The organism is Microbacterium sp. MAH-37, from assembly GCF_009758255.1.
GTDB lineage: Bacteria > Actinomycetota > Actinomycetes > Actinomycetales > Microbacteriaceae > Microbacterium.
Genome location: NZ_WSEN01000009.1, coordinates 1 through 18338 on the forward strand (window position 1 = coordinate 1; position 18338 = coordinate 18338).

Below are 18338 nucleotides of genomic sequence, written 5' to 3' on the forward strand. Positions count from 1 at the left end.
CGATCGCTACTCGAGGCCGGCGGCTTCAGACCAGTCCTACACGCTCAAATGCGATGAGCCGCATTACCTCGATCAGTGCGGCTTCGTCGGGCAGCACTGCGTCCTGGCTCCCGTTCCGGAAGATGCGGATCTGCCGCACGGCCTGGTGCAGCAGCATCTCGAGGCCCGAGAGAACGGTCGGCGCGCTCCAGCGCGCGGCCAGCGCCGACGGCCACGGCGCGTACGCCGCGTCGAGCAGCGCTCCGCCCGATGCCGACAGTGCATCGGCGACGGGGTCGTCGAGCACCGTGCCGCTGGGCAGGGTCGCGATCGTGAGGTCGACCGTGGTCGCCGGCTCAGCGAATGCGTTCACAGATGTCTGCACCCCGACCCGCTCGCCCAGCCCGACCAGGTGCACCGCGGCCTCCGGCCGGCGGGCACGGATCTCGACGCGCTCCGCGCCGAGTTCTGAGGCAGCGACCAGAGCGGATGCCGCTGTCGCTCCCGCACCCAGGATCCGCGCACTCCGGATGCCGGTGACGCCGGCCTCAATGAAGGCGTCGACCAGACCGCCCACGTCCGTGTTGAAACCGCGGAGGACGTCGCCCAGCAGCAAGGTGTTCACCGCGCCGGTCAGCTCGGCGTGCCGATCGAGCTCGTCCGCCGCCCGGAACGCCTGCTCCTTGAGCGGCATCGTCAGTGACAGGCCACGCCAGCTGTCGTCCAGGCCGTGCAGCGCATCTCCGAAGCCTGCGGCATCCACCCGCCGCCGGTCGTACGTCCAGTCCAGGCCGAGCAGCCTGTACGCCGCAGCATGCAGCTGCGGCGAACGGCTGTGGGCGATCGGGTCGCCCCACACCGCCAGTCGGGTCGGCATCAGTAGCAGCCCCTGTCGGGGTTGTCCTTGCACCACTGCTGGTACTTCTTCTCGGCGGCCTGCTGCTCGGCGTACGTCGCCGAGAACACCGTCTCACCCGTGTCCAGGTTCACCGTCACGAAATAGAACCACGGGCCGTCTGCCGGCTTCTGCGCAGCCTCGATCGCGGCATCGCTCGGGCTGGCGATCGGCCCCGCCGGCAGCCCGGCGTGCACATAGGTGTTCCACGGGTTCTGGTCCGTCGACACCTCCTTCCACGGCCAGGACGAGACCGCTCCGTCGTGCGTCAGGCCGTAGCCGTACTGCGCGGTCGAGTCCATCTGCAGCAGTCCGTGCGTCTCGTCGTTGTTCGGCTGCAGCCGGTTGTCGATGACGCGGGAGACCTTGTCGAAGTCCGCCGTGTGGCCCTCGCGCTGCACGATCGAAGCGATGGTGAGGATGCGCTCCTCATCGCCCGCCGCGACGCCGGCCTTCTTCAACGACTGCCGGGTGCGGTCGACCATCTTCTGGATGACATCCTTGGCGGTCGAGCCGGGGTCGAACGTGTACACGGCCGGAAACAGCCAGCCCTCGAGGCTCTGCGCCTGCACGCCGTAGTCCGCCGGGTTCGCGACGGCGGCCTGGAGCTCTTCCAGCGGCATTCCGAGCGAGTCGGCGACCGTCGGCAGGAAGGCCTTGATGCGGCCGCCCTCAGGCACGGAGGCGGTGTTCTCCATGCGGTTGTCCTCGTCGCGCAGCGCATCGAGCGCCGCCTCCGCCGTCATCTGCTTCTTCAGCTTGTACACGCCGGGATAGAAGGTCACCGCGAGGTTCTGGTCGACGAGCATGTCGTAGAACACCGAGTCGGTCTTGGTCACACCCGCCGCGTGCAGCGCGGTGGAGATGGGCTGTCCGGTGTCGCCGTCCTTGATCGTGACGAAGGCCTCGCCCTTCTCCTGGCCGGGCTCGTAATCCTTGGACGGCCCCCAGCCCATGACCTCGTTGATCTTGTCGCTGTAGGTGTTGTACACCCACGCGCCGGCGCCAGCGATGCCACCGAGGATCGCGAGCAGCACGATCAGCGAGATCAGGCAGCCCTTGCCGCGCTTCTTCTTCGGCTCACGGTGCGACTCCGACGAGAAGAGCGCGTCGAAGTCCGTCGGGCCGCCAGAGCCGCCACCGAACAGATCGGTCGCCGCATCCGGCTCCGAAGGGTCTGCAGCGTGGGCCGGATCCTGCTCCGCCGGCATGCGCGACTCGGGCGGCTGCTCGGGCTCCGACGCCGCAGTCCGAGGGAACGGCTGCGCCGCGGGTTCCGGCTCGGATGCCGCGCGCGGCATCGATGCCGAGGCGGCCGCGCCCTGGAACGCGGGTACCGTCATGATCGGGGCGGAGCCCGCCGGCTGCTCCGCGATGGCATGAGAACCGGTCACCGTGATCGAGAAGGGGCCCGTGATCGACGGCATCTCAGGCGCCCGCTGATCGGTCTCCGAAGTGGACAGCGGTACGACCGGGCGCGGTTGCTCGGATGATGCGAGACCGGGCTGCACTGCTGGCGTGGGCGGCACAGGGGCGGCATGCTGCGGCGCCGGCGCCATCTGCTGCGGCGCGGAGTACGGGGGCGTTGCGGCCTGTGGCTGCGCTGCCGCCTGTTGCGTAGGCCGCGGCTGCGGCTGCGGCTGCGGCTGCGGCTGCGCTGCCGGCTGCTGCTGATAAGTGAACTGCTGCGCCGGCCGCTGCTGAGCCTCCTGCTGCTGAGCGGCGAACTGCGCCGCCTCGGCCTGTTGCGCTGCTACCTCCTGCGCCGCGCGCTCCGAGACGACCGGAATGGCTCCGGACGCCTGGCGCGCCTGGCGCGCCGCGCGACGCGATCCGGGAGGCGGGGGTGTTCTGTCGGACTCCGGCAACTGCGAACCGGCGGTAGGCAGATTGTCGAAGAGATCGCTGAGCCTCGGGGGCTGGCTCTGCGGATTCTGACTGCCAGGGTCGGGCATGGTCAGGATTGCTCCTCGGGTGAGTCGATGATCGCGCCGGCGGGGGTACCGGTGCTCTTCTCGGTGTCGATCGCATGCTGCAGCAGCACTACTGCGGCGACCTGATCCACAATGCTACGAGACTTCTTCTGAGATCTGCCCGAAGAGCGCAGCGCGGTGTGTGCGGACACCGTGCTGAGCCGCTCGTCGACCATCCGCACGGGCAGCCCGGTCCGCGTCCCCAGGGCCACGGCGAACTCCCGCGCATCCGTCGTCGACAGCGTCTCCTCACCGCGCATGTTCACCGGCAGGCCGACCACCAGTTCGATCGGCTCCCACTCGGCGCACAGTTCCGCGATCCGCGTCACCGAGGTGTCGGATCGCGGAACGGTCTCGACGGGCACCGCCAGCATCCCGTCGGGATCGGAGCGGGCCACACCGACCCGCGCCTTCCCGACGTCGATGCCGAGGCGGACGCCGCGTCGGAACCCGCTCACGCGCCCTTCAGCTCCGTCACGATCGCGTCCAGCGCGGCGTCGAGCGCGGAGGCATCGGTGCCGCCGCCCTGTGCCACATCGTCCTTGCCGCCTCCGCCGCCGCCGAGTACCCCGGCCGCCACGCGCACGAGAGCGCCGGCCTTCGCTCCGGCGGCGCGCGCGGCGTCGTTGGTGGCGATCACGACGATCGGGCGGCCGTTCGCGACACCGCCGAGGACGACGACCGCGGCATCCGATCCGAGCCGCTCACGCACACTCAGCGCGAGGGTGCGCACGTCGTCGGCGGATCCGATCTCGCCGAGCGAGGAGGCGACGACGTGGAAGACGCCGGCAGGCTTGGCGGACTCCGCCAGCGCGGGAACCCTTCCCTCACGCTCCTTGGCCTCGAACTGCGCGATGCGCTTCTCAGCTGCCTTCAGGTTCGACTGCAGCTCCTCGATGCGCGTGGACAGCTGGTCGCGCGGAGCCTTCAGCGCGGCGGACAGCTGCGACACGACCGTGCGCTCCGCGGCCAGTTCGCGGAAGGCGTCCTGGCCCACCAGCGCCTCGATGCGACGGTTGGACGCGCCCACTGACGACTCGCCGACGACGCTCACCAGACCGATCTCGGCACTGGACGAGACGTGCGTCCCCGCGCAGAGCTCCCGCGACCACGGGCCGCCGATGTCGACCATCCGCACGACGGAGCCGTACTTCTCGCCGAACAGCGCCATGGCGCCGGCTTCCTTGGCCTCGTCGAGCGAGACGATGCGGGTGGTCACCTCGAGCGCGTCGTTCACGGCGCGGTTGGTGATGTCCTCGATCTCCGAGCGGGTCTCAGCCGACAGCGGCTGAGACCAGGCGAAGTCGAAGCGCATGTAACCGGCGCGGTTCAGCGAACCGGCCTGCGTGGCGGTCTTGCCCAGAGTGTCACGAAGCGCCGCGTGCACGAGGTGCGTCGCGGAGTGCGCCTGTCGGGCGGCGCGACGGTTCGCGGCGTCGACCACGGTCGTGGCGCGGTCGTCCACGGCCACAGAGCCCGAGGCGACATGCACCGTGTGACTGATCAGGCCCGGCACAGGCTTCTGCACGTCGAGCACGTCCAGTTCGAAGCCGGTTCCCACGATGGTGCCCTTGTCGGCGACCTGGCCGCCGGACTCGGCGTAGAGGGTGGTCTCGGCGAGGATCACCTCGGCGATCTGCCCCTCCGACGCGGTCTGCACGGGCGCGCCGTCCACGATCAGACCGAGGATGCGCGAGTCGATCTGCAGGTCGGTGTAGCCGGCGAACAGCGTCTCGCCGACGGCGCGGAACTCGCGGTACACCGAGACATCGGCCAGCTGACGCTTGCGGTCGCGCGCATCGGCCTTCGCGCGCTCCCGCTGACCGCGCATGAGCTCGTCGAACGCCGGGCGGTCGACGTCCAGCCCTGCCTCCTCGGCGACCTCGAGGGTGAGGTCGATCGGGAAGCCGTAGGTGTCGTGCAGCAGGAACGCCTCGGAGCCGCTGAGGGTCGAGCCGCCGGCCTTCTTCGTCTCGTCGAGGGCGAGGTCGAGGATGGTCGAGCCCGAGGCCAGCGTGCGCCGGAACGTCTCCTCCTCGGCGAAGGCGGCCGAGGACAGGATCGTCCAGTCTTCCTCCAGCACCGGGTAGGCCGCCTTCATGGCCTCCTTCGACACCTCGAACAGCTCGGGGAAGCTCGGGGCGTCGACGCCGAGCAGGCGCATGGCACGGACCGTACGACGCATCAGGCGACGCAGGATGTAGCCGCGGCCCTCGTTGGAGGGACGCACGCCGTCGGAGAGCAGCATCAGTGACGAGCGCACGTGGTCGGCGACGACGCGGAAGCGCACGTCATCCTCGTGCACGGCGCCGTAGGTGCGGCCGGAGAGCTCGACGGCACGGTCGAGCACGGGGCGCACCTGGTCGGTCTCGTACATGTTCTCGACGCCCTGCTTGAGGAACGCGACGCGCTCCAGGCCCATACCGGTGTCGATGTTCTTCTGCGGCAGCTCGCCGACGATGTCGAACTCGGTCTTGCTGCGGATGTTCTCGATGAAGTCCTGCATGAACACGAGGTTCCAGATCTCCAGGAACCGCGAGTCGTCGACGGCTGGCCCGCCGTCCTTGCCGTATGCCGGGCCGCGGTCGAAGAAGATCTCCGAGTCGGGGCCACCGGGACCGGGCTGACCCGTGTTCCAGTAGTTGTCCGCGCGCCCCAGGCGCTGGATGCGCTCGGGCTTCAGGCCGATGATGTCGCGCCAGATCGACTCTGCCTCGTCGTCTGTCTCGTAGACGGTGACCCACAGGTCCTTCTCGTCGAAGCCGAGCCCGCCGTCGGCCTCGGAGGAAGTCAGCAGCTCCCAGGCGTACCGGATGGCGCCTTCCTTGAAGTAGTCGCCGAACGACCAGTTGCCGAGCATCTGGAAGAAGGTGCCGTGCCGCGCGGTGCGACCCACCTCTTCGATGTCATTGGTGCGGATGCACTTCTGCACGTCCGCGATGCGGGGATGCGGCGCGGGAACGACGCCCGTGAGGTACGGGATCATCGGCACCATGCCGGCGACCGTGAACAGCAGCGAGGGGTCGTCGCTCACCAGGGACGCCGAGGGGACGATGAGGTGGTCGTTCTTCTCGAAGTAGTTCAGGTAGCGCTGCGCGATCTCCGCAGTTTTCATGGGGGTGTTCGGTTTCCTTGCGTGGGAACGACGCGCGCCCGGGGGACGCGCAGGAAGGGGTCGGTTCAGGCGTCAGCGCCGGGCTCGGTGAGCCGGGCCGCCTCGGCGCGGTACGCGTCGCCGACGATGTTGGTGAACTCGGTGATGCGCGAGTCGAGGTCCGCGAGCACATCGTGCCCGCGCGGGTCCTTGTTCATGAAGTGCGCAGCGACGAACCCGCCGATCACGCCGATCAGGAGCCACAGCAGATTCTTCATTCCGCCATCCTATGACGAGAGGCGCCGGGGAATCCCCCGACGCCTCTCGTTCGTGCGCTGAGTGTCAGCGAGCCGCGTAGTACTCGACGACCAGCTGGACCTCACAGGTCACGGGGACCTCGGCGCGCTTCGGGCGACGCACAAGGCGTGCCTGCAGCTTGTCCAGCTCGACCTCGATGTAACCCGGGACCGGGGGCAGGACGTCGGCGTGACCACCGGCGGCTGCGACCTGGAACGGCTCGAGAGCCTCGGACTTGGCCTTGACGTGGATGAGCTGACCCGGCTTCACGCGGAACGACGGGCGGTCCACGATCTGGCCGTCGACCAGGATGTGACGGTGCACGACCAGCTGACGGGCCTGCGCGGTGGTGCGGGCGAAGCCGGCACGCAGCACGAGGGCGTCGAGACGCATCTCGAGCAGCTCGACCAGGTTCTCACCGGTCAGGCCGTCCTTGCGGCGAGCCTCGTTGAACGCGATGCGCAGCTGCTTCTCGCGGATGCCGTACTGCTCGCGCAGACGCTGCTTCTCACGCAGGCGGACGGCGTAGTCGCTGTCGGCCTTGCGCTTGGTGCGACCGTGCTCACCCGGAGCGTAGGGACGCTTCTCGAGGTAGCGGGCGGCCTTCGGGGTGAGCGGGATTCCCAGCGCACGGCTGAGACGGACCTTGCGGCGGTCCTGGGACTTCGTGACCACGAAGCATTCCTTCCGATGACGCGGCCGTGTCTTTCACGGCCCGCGGACGTATCGCCTCGATTCCCCCTCTCCGGAGCGCACGCCGGGGCGCGTCGGAGAGTGTTGCAGGAGCGGAGGGATGCCCGAAAACACGGTTTCGAGCCGATCCATGCTATCAGATGCGCCCTGACCGCCCGGCTCGCGCGTCAGCGGTCGCCGAGGATGCGGCGGATGCGCTCCAGACGGGCGGCCACGTCGCGTTCCGCGCCGAGCTGCTTCGGCTCGTAGTACCGGCGCCCGTCGAGCTCGTCCGGCAGATACTGCTGCGGGAGCACGCCGGCGTCCGCGTCGTGCGGATAGCGGTACCCCTTGCCATGACCGAGTCGCTTGGCGCCCGGGTAGTGCGCGTCGCGCAGGTGCAGCGGCACTCGCCCGAAACCACCGGCGCGGACGTCGGCGATGGCCTGGTCGATCCCGAGGTAGGCGGCGTTCGACTTGGCCGTCGTCGCGAGGTAGATCGTGGCCTCCGCGAGCGGGATTCGTCCCTCCGGCATCCCGATGAAGGCGACCGCATCCGCCGCCGCCGTCGCGATGACGAGCCCCTGCGGGTCGGCGAGGCCCACGTCCTCAGCCGCGGAGATGACCAGACGACGGGCGATGAACCGGGGGTCCTCCCCCGCCTCGATCATCCGGGCGAGATAGTGCAGCGCAGCATCCGGATCCGACCCGCGAATCGACTTGATGAACGCACTGATCACGTCGTAGTGCTCGTCACCCTGCCGGTCGTAGCGCAGCAGAGCTTTGTCGACCGCCTGCGCGACGTCGTCGTCCGTCACCTCGGGCACAGCGCCCTCGGCGGCGTTCGACAGCGCCACGGCGGATGCGGCCTCGAGCCCCGTGAGCGCCCGTCGGCCGTCGCCGGACGCCAGCCGGATCAGCGCAGCGCGTGCGGCGGGCTGCATCGCGACCGCGCCGTTCAGCCCCCTGGCATCCGTCACCGCGCGGTCGATGAGGACGCCGATGTCGTTGTCGGTGAGCGGCTGCAGAGTGAGCAGCAGCGAGCGCGAGAGCAGCGGCGAGATGACCGAGAAGGACGGGTTCTCGGTGGTCGCCGCGATGAGGATGACCCAGCCGTTCTCCACTCCGGGCAGCAGCGCGTCCTGCTGCGCCTTGGTGAAGCGGTGGATCTCGTCGAGGAACAGGATCGTCGTCTGCCCGTACAGATCGCGCTGGGTCACTGCCTCCTGCATGACCTCCCGCACGTCCTTGACGCCCGCGGTGATCGCGGAGAGCTCGACGAACCGGCGACCGGACGAACGGGCGATCGCCTGCGCGAGCGTGGTCTTGCCCGTGCCAGGTGGCCCCCACAGAATGATCGACACGGCACCGGGAGCCGCGGCATCCGGATCGGCGAGCGCGACGATCGGCGAGCCGGGCCGCAGCAGGTGCTGCTGGCCGGCGACCTCATCGAGCGACACCGGTCGCATCCGCACGGCCAGGGGCGTCCGGCCGGACATCAGGGATGCGGGAGAGCTCATGCCTCCAGGCTAATGCGGGCAGCGGACACGGCCGCCGCCCACGTCACCGGTAGGCTCGCTCTGGATCTGTTCTCATCCCCGGGAGGACCGCATGGCCGGACGCGGCAACAACGACGCGCAGCGCGCACGACAGCAGGCGGAGCGCGCACGCCGCTACGCCGCTCGCACGGCCTGGCACGAGGGTCGCACCCGCCGCCGCGCCCGCGACAACGTCATCGCGTCGATCGCGGGCGGAGTGCTTGTCGTCGCCGCGATCGCCAGCCAGGCCATCCACGCGCAGGCGACCGCACCTGCGCCGGAGCCGTCGCCGACCTCGACGACCGAGCCGACCTCGACGACCGAGCCGACCGACGGAGTGACACCGACACCGACACCGACCGGCACTCCCCCGTCCGCGGAGTGATTCGGCGCGGACTTCGCCCTTGCCGACTACCTGCTGCGCAACGAGTTGCCCACCGTCGCCGGCAACCTGGTCGGCGGCCTGCTGCTCACCGGGCTGCCGCTGTACCTCACCTACGGTCGCACCACAGCGAGGAAGGCGCCGAGCGCCCGTCGCCCCGTCACCCCTGCGGTGACGGTGGGCAAGCCGGCGGAGGCGGTCGCAGCCGTTAGAACCCGATATGCGCAGATCCCTCCGACACGATATGCGTGCGGGATCTGCGCGTCGGGATCAGACCTCGTCCACGTCGAGACGATAGCCGCGTTTGACGACCGTCTGGATCAGCTCAACGGTGCCCAGCGCCTCACGCACGCGCGCCACCGCCACCTCCACCGCGTGCGGGTTGCGCTCGCCGCCTGGCAGCAGAGCGCCCAGCTCGGCGCGCGACAGAACCCGGCCGCCGGCATCCGACAGGGCCTCGAGCAGCACCACTCCCGTGCGGGAGAGTGCGATGTGGTGTCCGTCGACGAGCACACCGCGAGCACGCACCTCGACCCGTCCTGCGCGGGTGCGCACTGCCGGGGCCAGGCCGCCGCCGAAGTGCGCGATCGCCGTGCGCGCCAGTGAGCCGAGGCGTCCGCGCCGGGCGATGGTGGTGGTGAGATCGGCCTCGTACAGCGGAGCAGCGGTCACCGGCCCCACTGCCGCCAGCAGAAGGCGGCCGGATGCCGCGCGTGCGCGGATCGCATCCAGTACCCCCTCGCGCTCGGCGAACCCGAGCCACGACGAGGTGCCCGGTGCCGAGGTGAAGAGTACGGCGTCCGCTTCGCCCGACGCTGCCTGCTGCGCCGAGCGACGCACCACATCCGGATCGGGCGCGGGTCCCCATCGGTACACGACCACGCTGCGCACCTCGGCTCCTGCCTCTTCCAGAAGCGCGTCGAGGCCGTCCGACCCCGCGCCGTGATGCTGCACCGCGACGCGCCTGCCCGCGACTCCGGACGCCAGGAGGTACTCCCCCACCTCAGCGGCCGTCTCCGACTCGGCGACCCAGTCGGCGCGGAAGCCCGCCTGCTGGATCGCGCCGTGCGCCTTCGGGCCTCGGGCGACGAAGTGGGCGTCGTCGAGGGCGGCCGCGAGTTCTTCGTCCAGGCCGTGCTCGTGCGCGGCGTCCATCCATCCGCGGAATCCGACCCCCGTCGTGACGACGACGACCTCGGGCGGCTCCTCGATGAGGAGTCGCGTCCGCCGGAGCAGCTCGTCGTCGTCGGCGTGCGGCACGATGCTCATCGCGGGCGCCCTGTGCACGACCGCGCCGCGACGTTCGAGGGCCGCGGCGAGATCCGCGGAGCGGCGATCGGCGGCGACGACGATCGCGCAGCCGGCGAGCGTGTCCTCCGCCGGTGGCGTGCCGGTCACGTCGCGCCCACCGCCTGCTGGGCGGCGGGAAGCAGCAATCCTTCCGCGGCAACCGCGCCTATCACGATGACAGCCGGATTCGTCACCGCGTTCTCCCTGGCATCCGCGACCAGTGCACCCAGTGTGGTGCGGATCGTGCGCTGCTTCGGCGTGGTGCCGTTCTCCACGATGGCGACGGGTGTCAGCTCGGAGACACCGGCGTCGAGGGCGTACACCGCCACTCGCGGGATCGCCGAGACGCCCATCAGCACGACCGTCGTCACCTCGGGGTCCGCCATCGCCGCGAGCATCGTAGGTGCGGGTCGCTCCGGTCCGATGATCACCTGGATGCGCGAGGCGACGCCGCGATGGGTGACGGGGATGCCCGCGGCCTGAGGCACGGCGATCGCGCTGCTGATCCCCGGCGTGACGCTGACCGGCACGCCTGCCTCCTGGCAGGCGATGACCTCTTCTCCACCACGACCGAACACGAACGGGTCGCCCCCCTTGAGGCGCACGACGCGCTTTCCTGCCAGGGCGTGCTCGACGAGGATCGCGTTGATGCGCCCCTGCGGCACCGGGTGATGCCCCGGGCGCTTTCCGACGTCGATGACCAGTACGCTCTCCGGGATGTGCGCACGGAGCTCGTCGAACGGACCGAGCCGGTCCGCGACGACCACGTCGGCCTCGCCGAGCAGTCGCAGGCCGCGGACGGTCATCAGGTCGGCGGGACCGGGCCCTCCTCCGACGAGGTCGACCCTGCCGACATGTCCGGGGGTCACCGTGCAACCTCGACGAACACGTCGCCATCGACGACCCGCACTGGCCAGACCCGCAGCGATGCCTCCGCGCCTTCCACGGGGCGCTTGCCCTGGCTGTCGAGGCAGAGCCCGCTCGCCAGGTCGAACACCTGCTTGTACAGCGGCGAGGCGACCGTCGCCGCCGTGCCCCTGGTCCCCACGATGCCGCGCGAGATGACGTTTGCCCCGCTGAACGGATCGAAGTTGTCCACCGCGTGCACGCTGCCGTCGGTGAGCCGGAACAGCGCCAGCTGCCGGACGTCCAGGAGCGCGGCCATACCCCGCTCGACCTCGAGGTCGGTCACCGCGCAGAGCCGGACCAGCGTGCTCTCGATCATGAGTGTCATCGACGTACCTCCAGTGTGGTGCCGGCGATCAGCACATGGCGATCTCGTCGTTCTTCGGATGTGGCGGGGCGGATCTGGCCGCGCTCGGCGACGTACGCGAGCGATGGATCAGGAGTGTTCGCGGCGTTGACGAAGGAGCGGAATCTCCCCAGCTTCTCGGGGTCACGCAGCGTCGCCGCCCATTCGTCCTCGTAGCGGTCGACGTGCTGGGCCATGGCGGCGTCGAGGTCGGCGCAGATGCCGAGTGAGTCGTCGAAGATGACCTCGCGCAGCCCGTCCAGACCGCCCTCGAGGTCGTCCAGCCAGGGCGCAGTGCGCTGGAGTCTGTCGGCGGTGCGGATGTAGTACATGAAGAACCGGTCGATCGCGCGGATCAGCCCGTCGTCGTCGAGATCGGATGCCAGCAGCCTGGCGTGCTTCGGAGAGAAGCCGCCGTTGCCGCCGACGTACATGTTCCAGCCGGTCTCTGTCGCGATGACGCCCACGTCCTTGCCGCGCGCCTCCGCGCACTCCCGCGCACAGCCGGAGACCCCGAGCTTGAGCTTGTGCGGCGCGCGCAGCCCGCGGTAGCGAAGTTCGAGCTTCACGGCCATGCCCACCGAGTCGAGCAGCCCGTACCGGCACCAGGTCGACCCGACGCAGGACTTCACGGTGCGCAATGACTTGCCGTAGGCGTGACCGGATTCGAAACCGGCATCCACCAGCCGTCCCCAGATGAGCGGCAACTGCTCCAGGCGGGCGCCGAACATGTCGATCCGCTGCCCGCCGGTGATCTTCGTGTACAGCCCGAAGTCCTTCGCGATCGCACCGATCACGAGCAGGCCGTCGGGCGTCACCTCGCCGCCGGGCATGCGCGGCACCACCGAGTAAGTGCCGTCCTTCTGCATGTTCGCCATGACGTGGTCGTTCGTGTCCTGCAGCGTCGCGCTCTCGCCTTCGAGCACGTGCGAGCCGACGAGCACCGACAGGATGCTCGCGATCACCGGCTTGCAGATGTCGCATCCCCGGCCACGGCCGAAGCGCTCCACGATCGCGCTGAAACTGCTCAGCCCGGTTACCTGCACCGCATCGAACAACTGCCGGCGGGACATGTCGAAGTGCTCGCACAGCGCAGTCGACACGGTGCGGCCGAGGGAGGTCAGCTCCTGCTCGACCACCTTCTTGACCATGAGCACGCACGAGCCGCAGGTCGCCCCGGCCTTCGTGCACGCCTTCACCGCCGACGCATCGGCGCATCCCTCCTCGTGGACGGCCTCACGGATGCGGCCGGCGGTCACGTTCGAGCACGAGCACACCACCGCCGCGTCCGGGAGCTGGCCGTCCGGAATCCCGCCTGCTCCTTCCGGGAGCAGATACGCCGCCGGGTCGGCCCCCAGCCGCGCCCCCACCAGCGGTCGCAGCGCACCGAAGGCCGACGCGTCGCCGACGAGGATGCCGCCCAGCAGAGTCTGGGCGTCATCGGACAGCACGAGCTTCTTGTAGACGCCCGCCGCCGCATCGGCGTAGACGACCTCCAGCGCGTCCTCGGCGGCGGCCAGCGCGTCGCCGAAGCTCGCCACGTCGACGCCGGAGAGCTTGAGCTTGGCGGAGTCGTCGTACCCGGGGAAGGCCGCCTCCCCGCCCAGCAGCCGCGTGGCTGCGACTTCGGCCATCGCGTAGCCCGGGGCGACCAGGCCGACACAACGACCGTCGTGGCTGGCCACCTCGCCGATTGCGAGGATGCCGGGATCGCTCGTCGCGCAGCCCGCGTCGATGCGCACACCGCCGCGAGGGTCGAGGTCGAGACCGGCTTCACGCGCCAACTCGTCGCGAGGGCGCACTCCGACGGCGAAGACGACGACGTCCGCAGGCTCCTGCTGGCCGTCCTCGAACACGAGACCGCCCACGGCTCCGCCGTCGCCCGCCACCACAGCTGCGCTGCGCGACTCGGTGCGCACTGCCATCCCGCGCGATTCCAGCAGCCTGCGCAGTGTGCTGCCGCCGCCGGGGTCGAGCTGCTGCGACATCAACCGATCGGAGGACTGCACCACCGTGGCATCCACGTTCATGCTCTGCAGCGCACCCGCGGCCTCGAGCCCCAGCAGCCCACCGCCGACGACGATCCCGCGCAATGACCGGCCGCGCACACCCTGGCGCTGGTCGACGAAGTCCCGCAGCGCGCGCACGTCATCGAGGGTGCGGTACACGAAGCAGCCCGCCAGATCTGCGCCCTCGATCGGCGGGCGCGCGGCAGCGGACCCTGTCGCGAGCACCAGGGCGTCGAATCGGGCGACCCGGCCGCTCGCGGTGCGGATGGCACGCGCAGTCCGATCGATCCGGACCACCGGGTCGCCGGTGTGCAGCTGCACGCGATCGTCGTCGAAGACCGACGGGTCCAGGCGCAGCTCGTCGTCGGTCGCGCCGGAGAAGAATGCGGTGAGCCCGACGCGGTCGTACGGCGCATGCGCCTCGTCGCCGAAGACCGTCACCCGAACGTCCGCCTGCGTGCGGCTGAGCAGACTCTCGACGAAGCGGTGGGCGACCATTCCGGCGCCGATGACCACGATCTGCGTTGCTGTCCGGTTCATACCGGCGACGATAGGAAGGCCGTGTTTCCCGAAGACCTGCGCTGTGTTACCGCGGGCGAACGTTCTGCTCACAGAACGGTAACGGTCCTTGTGAGAATGCGCCGGCACTGTCCGCCCTGCCCGCTCGTACTAGGCTGAGCCTCGTCCTTTCCCACTCCCGCGGATGTCCGCGCAAGGAGAAACATCGTGTCTGCCACCGAGCCCTCGAAGCCGACTCCCCCCGTCCCCGCACCCCCTCGCGTGCCGATGCCGACGCCGCCGAAGCTGGTGGCGAAGCCCGTCGCGCCCGCCGCTCCGGTCTCGTCCGACGCTGCCGAGTGGGGCCGTGTCGTCGAGGACGGCACCGTCGAAGTCCGCGAGGGCGACACCTGGCGCGCCGTCGGCCAGTACCCCGACGGCACCGCCGAGGAGGCTCTCGCCTATTTCGTGCGCAAGTACGACGACATCGCCGTCAAGGTCACGACGCTGGAGAAGCGGGTGCAGACCGGCGAGGCATCCGCGGCCGACCTCTCCAAGCAGGCGAAGCACATCGTCGGCGAGCTGACGGATGCTGCCGCCGTGGGCGACCTGGCGGGTCTGCGTACCCGCGTCGACTCGCTGCTCGAGTCCCTCTCCGAAGCCACGGCGCAGGAGGCCCAGGCGGCCAAGGAGGCCGTCGACGCCGCGATCGTCGAGCGCACGGCCATCGTCGAGGAGGCGGAGCGGATCGCCGCCCTCGACCTCTCGAAGGTGCAGTGGAAGCAGATCACCGCCGACATGACGGCGCTGTTCGACCAGTGGCAGGCCCACCAGCAGACGGGTCCGAGACTTCCGAAGGGCACCGCCCAGCAGCTCTGGAAGCGATTCCGCGACGCACGCTCCGTCGTCGACAAGGCGCGTCGGGCCTACTTCTCCGAGCTGGACGACACGCACCGCGTCGCCCGCGACGCCAAGACCCGTCTGGTCGAGCGCGCCGAGGCCCTCGCACCGCGCGGCATCGACGGCATTCCCGCGTACCGCGGTCTGCTCGACGAGTGGAAGGCCGCCGGGCGCGCGGGCCGGAAGGCCGATGACGCCCTGTGGGCGAAGTTCAAGGCCGCCGGCGATGCGCTGTACCAGGCGCGCGCCGAGCAGGCAGCCGCGGAAGAGGCGGACTCCGCGCCGAAGATCGAGGCCCGCGAGGCGCTGCTGGTCGAGGCGAAGGCCGTGGCCGACGAGTCCGACATCAAGAAGGCGCGCGCGCTGCTCACCCGCATCCAGCGGCAGTGGGACGAGATCGGCCGTATCTTCCCGCGCGACAAGGAGCGTGCGCTCGACGACCGTCTGCGCAGCATCGAGCAGGCTCTCAAGGGCCGCGAGGACGTCGACTGGAAGCGCAACAACCCCGAGACGAAGGCTCGCGCGAACGACATGAGCTCGCAGCTGCTCGAGGCGATCGAGAAGCTCGAGTCGGAGCTCGCAGCCGCTGAGGCTGCCGGCGACGCCAAGGCTGCCAAGGACGCGAAGGACGCCCTCGAGGCCCGTCGTGCCTGGCTGAACGCCCTCGGCGGCTGACCCCGCTGAGCTTATCCACAGTCTGATGCCGGTGTCCCCCGCGGCGGGGGCACCGGCATCAGACTGTCAGGGTGCATCCCGCTCTCGTCTACCTGCCCGGCGACAGGCTCAGCCTCACCGAGCTCGGCGCCGCGCGCCTGGACGGCCATGTCGTCGAGGTCGGCGAGGGATTCCTTCCTGCGGACACCGTCGAAGGGCCGGAGGCGCGGGCACTGTCGCTGTGCGCTCTGATCCCGTCAAGCGGCGCGCTGTGCGGCCCCAGCGCCGCCTGGGTGCACGGCGCCGGCGATCTTCCTCCCGCGCGCCATCACGTGTGCCGAGCGGATGCCGCCGCTGCGCGGCTGCGCCCCGGGCCGAGGATCGTCACCCATCAGGTCGCGCTGACACCGGACCAGACCGTGCGGATCGCCGGCGTCCCGGTCGCGGCCGTGGACGCCGTGGCGATCTCGCTCGCCTTCACCGCCGGCCGGGATCCCGAGAGCGCGCACTGGCTGCGCGCTCTGATCGAGGTGTTCCCCGGGCTGGCCGCACGCACGTACGAGACCATCGGCGGGCGGTCCCGTGCCCCGGGCAAGCGTCCGGCCCTGGAACTGCTCGCCCGACTGGTCGATCAGGAAGTGGTGACGCGATAGACGTCGTATACGGCGTCGATCCGGCGGACGGCGTTCAGCACCCGGTCCAGGTGCACGGCATCGCCCATCTCGAACACGAAACGGCTCAGCGCGAGACGCTCATCAGTTGTCGTGACTGTCGCGGAGAGGATGTTCACATGGTGCTCGCTGAGCACCCGGGTGACGTCGGAGAGCAGCCCTGAGCGGTCCAGCGCCTCGACCTGGATCTGTACGCGGAACACGCTCTTCGTGGTCGGTGCCCACTCCACGTCGACGAAGCGTGCCGGGTCGGCGCTGAGGGCCTTCACGTTCACGCAGTCGGACCGGTGCACGGACACGCCGCTCCCACGGGTCACGAAGCCGACGATGGGGTCGCCGGGCACCGGCGTGCAGCAGCGTGCCAGTTTGACCAGGATGTCGTTGGCGCCGCGCACCAGAACCCCGGAGTCCCCACCGCGGGGCTCCTTCGTCTGCACACGACCGGGCAGGTCGATGGCGCCGGTGGAGGTGTCCTCCGGGCCGACCAGGGCGGTGACCTTCTCGAGCACGTGCTGCGTCGAGATGTGACCCTCGCCGACGGCCGCGTACAGAGCGGAGACGTCCTCGTAGTGCAGCTGCTGGGCGACCTGGGCGAAGGAGTCCTGGCTCATCAGACGCTGCAGCGGAAGGTTCTGCTTCCGCATCGCTCGCGCGATCGCCTCCTTGCCCTGCTCGATCGCCTCCTCGCGACGCTCCTTCGTGAACCAGCCGCGGATCTTGTTGCGTGCGCGGGTGCTCTTGACGAACGTCAGCCAGTCCTGGCTGGGCCCGGCATCCGGGTTCTTCGAGGTGAACACCTCGACCACGTCGCCGCTGTGCAGCTCGGTCTCCAGCGGAACCAGACGACCGTTCACCTTGGCGCCCATCGTGCGGTGCCCGATCTCGGTGTGCACGGCGTAGGCGAAGTCCACCGGGGTGCCCCCGGCGGGAAGGCCGATCACGCGCCCCTTCGGGGTGAAGACGTAGACCTCCTTGGCGCCGATCTCGAAGCGCAGCGAGTCGAGGAACTCGCTCGGGTCGGCGGTCTCGGCCTGCCAGTCCGAGATGTGCGCCAGCCAGGCCATCTCGGTGTCCATCGGCTTGCCGTCGGGCTTGCCGCCGTTCATCCGCTCCTTGTACATCCAGTGCGCGGCGACGCCGAACTCCGCCTGCTGATGCATCTCGTGCGTGCGGATCTGGATCTCGACGGTGCGGCCGCTGGGGCCGATCACCGTGGTGTGCAGCGACTGGTAGAGGTTGAACTTCGGGGTGGCGATGTAGTCCTTGAACCGGCCGGGCAGCGGGGTCCAGCGCGCGTGGATCGCACCGAGCACCGCGTAGCAGTCGCGCACGGAGCCCACCAGGACGCGGATGCCGATGAGGTCGTAGATGTCGTCGAACTCTCGACCGCGGACGACCATCTTCTGGTAGACGGAGTACAGCTGCTTCGGCCGGCCGACGACCTTGCCGCGGATGCGCAGATCGCGCAGGTCCTCGTCGATCGCCTCGATGACCTGCTGCAGGTACTTCTCACGCTGCGGGGTGCGCTGGGTGATCAGGCTGGAGATCTCGGCGTAGATCTTCGGATGCAGCACCGCGAAGGACAGGTCCTCGAGTTCGCTCTTGATCGTCTGGATACCCAGGCGATGCGCGAGCGGCGCATAGATCTCGAGCGTCTCCTTGGCCTTCTTCGCCGCCTTCTCCGGCGGCACGAAGCCCCAGGTGCGGGCGTTGTGCAGCCGGTCGGCGAGCTTGATGAGCAGCACGCGGATGTCCTTCGACATCGCGACGATCATCTTGCGGACCGTCTCGGCCTGCGCGCTCTCGCCGTACTTGACCTTGTCGAGCTTGGTGACGCCGTCGACGAGCATGGCGACCTCGTCGCCGAACGTCTCCTGCAGCTCGCTCAGCGGGTAGCCGGTGTCCTCGACCGTGTCGTGCAGCAGCGCAGCGGCGACGGCGCGAGGACCGAGACCGAGCTCTGCCAGGATCTGGGCGACGGCCATCGGATGCGTGATGTAGGGCTCGCCGCTCTGACGCAGCTGCCCCTCGTGCTTCTCCCTGGCGACCGTGTACGCCCGCTCGATGATCGGCAGGTCACCGCGCGGATGGTTGACCCGGACCGTGCGGATGAGGTTGTCGAGGTCGTTGTTCCGGGGAGCGCGCGAGAAGATGCGGGGCACGAGCCTGCGCAGACTCGAGCTCTGCGTGGTCTGCGGGTCCGCCATACGCTCACACCTCCGGTCAGATCATCC

The 18338-nt window shown here is 69.8% G+C and carries 15 protein-coding genes; 3 read left to right on the forward strand and 12 right to left on the reverse strand.

What is annotated here, in order from left to right; genetic code table 11:
* Positions 1-25: 25 nt before the first annotated feature.
* The 7 genes from GON06_RS12185 to GON06_RS12215 all read right to left on the reverse strand — a co-directional run bounded on the left by GON06_RS12185 (position 26) and on the right by GON06_RS12215 (position 8430).
* The gene (locus tag GON06_RS12185) at positions 26-856 is read right to left on the reverse strand and encodes a shikimate dehydrogenase family protein (RefSeq protein WP_157312594.1); all 831 of its coding nucleotides are present in this window, start codon (positions 854-856) and stop codon (positions 26-28) included.
* Positions 856-2829 (reverse strand): endolytic transglycosylase MltG, encoded by a 1974-nt coding sequence (mltG, locus tag GON06_RS18785; protein ID WP_232528459.1) that lies wholly within the window; start codon positions 2827-2829, stop codon positions 856-858. Before mltG ends, GON06_RS12185 begins: the two co-directional genes overlap by 1 nt.
* A gap of 2 nt (positions 2830-2831) precedes the next feature.
* Positions 2832-3305 carry a Holliday junction resolvase RuvX gene (gene ruvX / locus GON06_RS12195; protein WP_332837476.1) on the reverse strand — a complete coding sequence of 158 codons (474 nt, stop codon included), beginning with the start codon at positions 3303-3305 and terminating at the stop codon, positions 2832-2834.
* The gene (gene alaS / locus GON06_RS12200) at positions 3302-5962 is read right to left on the reverse strand and encodes an alanine--tRNA ligase (protein WP_157312595.1); all 2661 of its coding nucleotides are present in this window, start codon (positions 5960-5962) and stop codon (positions 3302-3304) included. Before alaS ends, ruvX begins: the two co-directional genes overlap by 4 nt.
* 65 nt (positions 5963-6027) lie before the next feature.
* A complete protein-coding gene (locus tag GON06_RS12205; RefSeq protein WP_116242083.1) occupies positions 6028-6219 on the reverse strand; it encodes a hypothetical protein in 192 nt (63 codons plus the stop codon).
* A 64-nt stretch (positions 6220-6283) separates the two neighbouring features.
* Positions 6284-6913, reverse strand: coding sequence for a 30S ribosomal protein S4 (rpsD, locus tag GON06_RS12210; RefSeq protein WP_332837477.1), 630 nt, complete (start codon positions 6911-6913; stop codon positions 6284-6286).
* A 185-nt stretch (positions 6914-7098) separates the two neighbouring features.
* Positions 7099-8430 (reverse strand): replication-associated recombination protein A, encoded by a 1332-nt coding sequence (locus GON06_RS12215; protein WP_157312596.1) that lies wholly within the window; start codon positions 8428-8430, stop codon positions 7099-7101.
* A gap of 91 nt (positions 8431-8521) precedes the next feature.
* On the opposite strand from GON06_RS12215, the gene GON06_RS12220 reads away from it, so the two are divergent.
* Positions 8522-8833, forward strand: coding sequence for a hypothetical protein (locus GON06_RS12220; protein WP_157312597.1), 312 nt, complete (start codon positions 8522-8524; stop codon positions 8831-8833).
* Between the two features lie 267 nt (positions 8834-9100).
* Here GON06_RS12220 and GON06_RS12225 read toward each other — a convergent pair whose 3' ends face one another.
* The 4 genes from GON06_RS12225 to nirB are packed head-to-tail and all read right to left on the reverse strand — an operon-like array spanning position 9101 to position 13921.
* Entirely contained in the window at positions 9101-10228 is a 1128-nt protein-coding gene (locus tag GON06_RS12225; RefSeq protein WP_332837478.1) for a uroporphyrinogen-III synthase, read from the reverse strand.
* Positions 10225-10989 (reverse strand): uroporphyrinogen-III C-methyltransferase, encoded by a 765-nt coding sequence (cobA, locus tag GON06_RS12230; RefSeq protein ID WP_332837479.1) that lies wholly within the window; start codon positions 10987-10989, stop codon positions 10225-10227. Before cobA ends, GON06_RS12225 begins: the two co-directional genes overlap by 4 nt.
* Positions 10986-11354 carry a nitrite reductase small subunit NirD gene (gene nirD / locus GON06_RS12235; RefSeq protein ID WP_157312598.1) on the reverse strand — a complete coding sequence of 123 codons (369 nt, stop codon included), beginning with the start codon at positions 11352-11354 and terminating at the stop codon, positions 10986-10988. The genes cobA and nirD overlap by 4 nt, the downstream gene beginning before the upstream one ends.
* Positions 11351-13921: a nitrite reductase large subunit NirB gene (nirB, locus tag GON06_RS12240; protein ID WP_157312599.1), complete on the reverse strand. Its 2571-nt coding sequence runs from the start codon at positions 13919-13921 to the stop codon at positions 11351-11353. The genes nirD and nirB overlap by 4 nt, the downstream gene beginning before the upstream one ends.
* A 186-nt stretch (positions 13922-14107) precedes the next feature.
* Between nirB and GON06_RS12245 the strand changes: the two genes are divergently transcribed.
* Complete coding sequence (locus GON06_RS12245) at positions 14108-15454, forward strand: DUF349 domain-containing protein (RefSeq protein ID WP_332837480.1); 1347 nt, start codon at positions 14108-14110, stop codon at positions 15452-15454.
* A 71-nt stretch (positions 15455-15525) separates the two neighbouring features.
* Positions 15526-16086, forward strand: a complete 561-nt coding sequence (locus tag GON06_RS12250; RefSeq protein ID WP_157312600.1) for a hypothetical protein — start codon at positions 15526-15528, stop codon at positions 16084-16086.
* On the opposite strand, the gene GON06_RS12255 is transcribed toward GON06_RS12250, so the two are convergent.
* Positions 16065-18311 carry a RelA/SpoT family protein gene (locus GON06_RS12255; protein WP_157312601.1) on the reverse strand — a complete coding sequence of 749 codons (2247 nt, stop codon included), beginning with the start codon at positions 18309-18311 and terminating at the stop codon, positions 16065-16067. The genes GON06_RS12250 and GON06_RS12255 overlap by 22 nt on opposite strands.
* Positions 18312-18338: the final 27 nt, after the last annotated feature.

What these genes read in the sequence shown, in the direction of transcription:
- GON06_RS12205 (WP_116242083.1), bottom strand. Translation starts at nt 6,219, where the DNA reads ATGAAGAATCTGCTGTGGCTCCTGATCGGCGTGATCGGCGGGTTCGTC.
- GON06_RS12220 (WP_157312597.1), top strand. Translation starts at nt 8,522, where the DNA reads ATGGCCGGACGCGGCAACAACGACGCGCAGCGCGCACGACAGCAGGCG.
- nirB (WP_157312599.1), bottom strand. Translation starts at nt 13,921, where the DNA reads ATGAACCGGACAGCAACGCAGATCGTGGTCATCGGCGCCGGAATGGTC.
- nirD (WP_157312598.1), bottom strand. Translation starts at nt 11,354, where the DNA reads ATGACACTCATGATCGAGAGCACGCTGGTCCGGCTCTGCGCGGTGACC.
- GON06_RS12255 (WP_157312601.1), bottom strand. Translation starts at nt 18,311, where the DNA reads ATGGCGGACCCGCAGACCACGCAGAGCTCGAGTCTGCGCAGGCTCGTG.
- alaS (WP_157312595.1), bottom strand. Translation starts at nt 5,962, where the DNA reads ATGAAAACTGCGGAGATCGCGCAGCGCTACCTGAACTACTTCGAGAAG.
- mltG (WP_232528459.1), bottom strand. Translation starts at nt 2,829, where the DNA reads ATGCCCGACCCTGGCAGTCAGAATCCGCAGAGCCAGCCCCCGAGGCTC.
- GON06_RS12215 (WP_157312596.1), bottom strand. Translation starts at nt 8,430, where the DNA reads ATGAGCTCTCCCGCATCCCTGATGTCCGGCCGGACGCCCCTGGCCGTG.
- GON06_RS12185 (WP_157312594.1), bottom strand. Translation starts at nt 856, where the DNA reads ATGCCGACCCGACTGGCGGTGTGGGGCGACCCGATCGCCCACAGCCGT.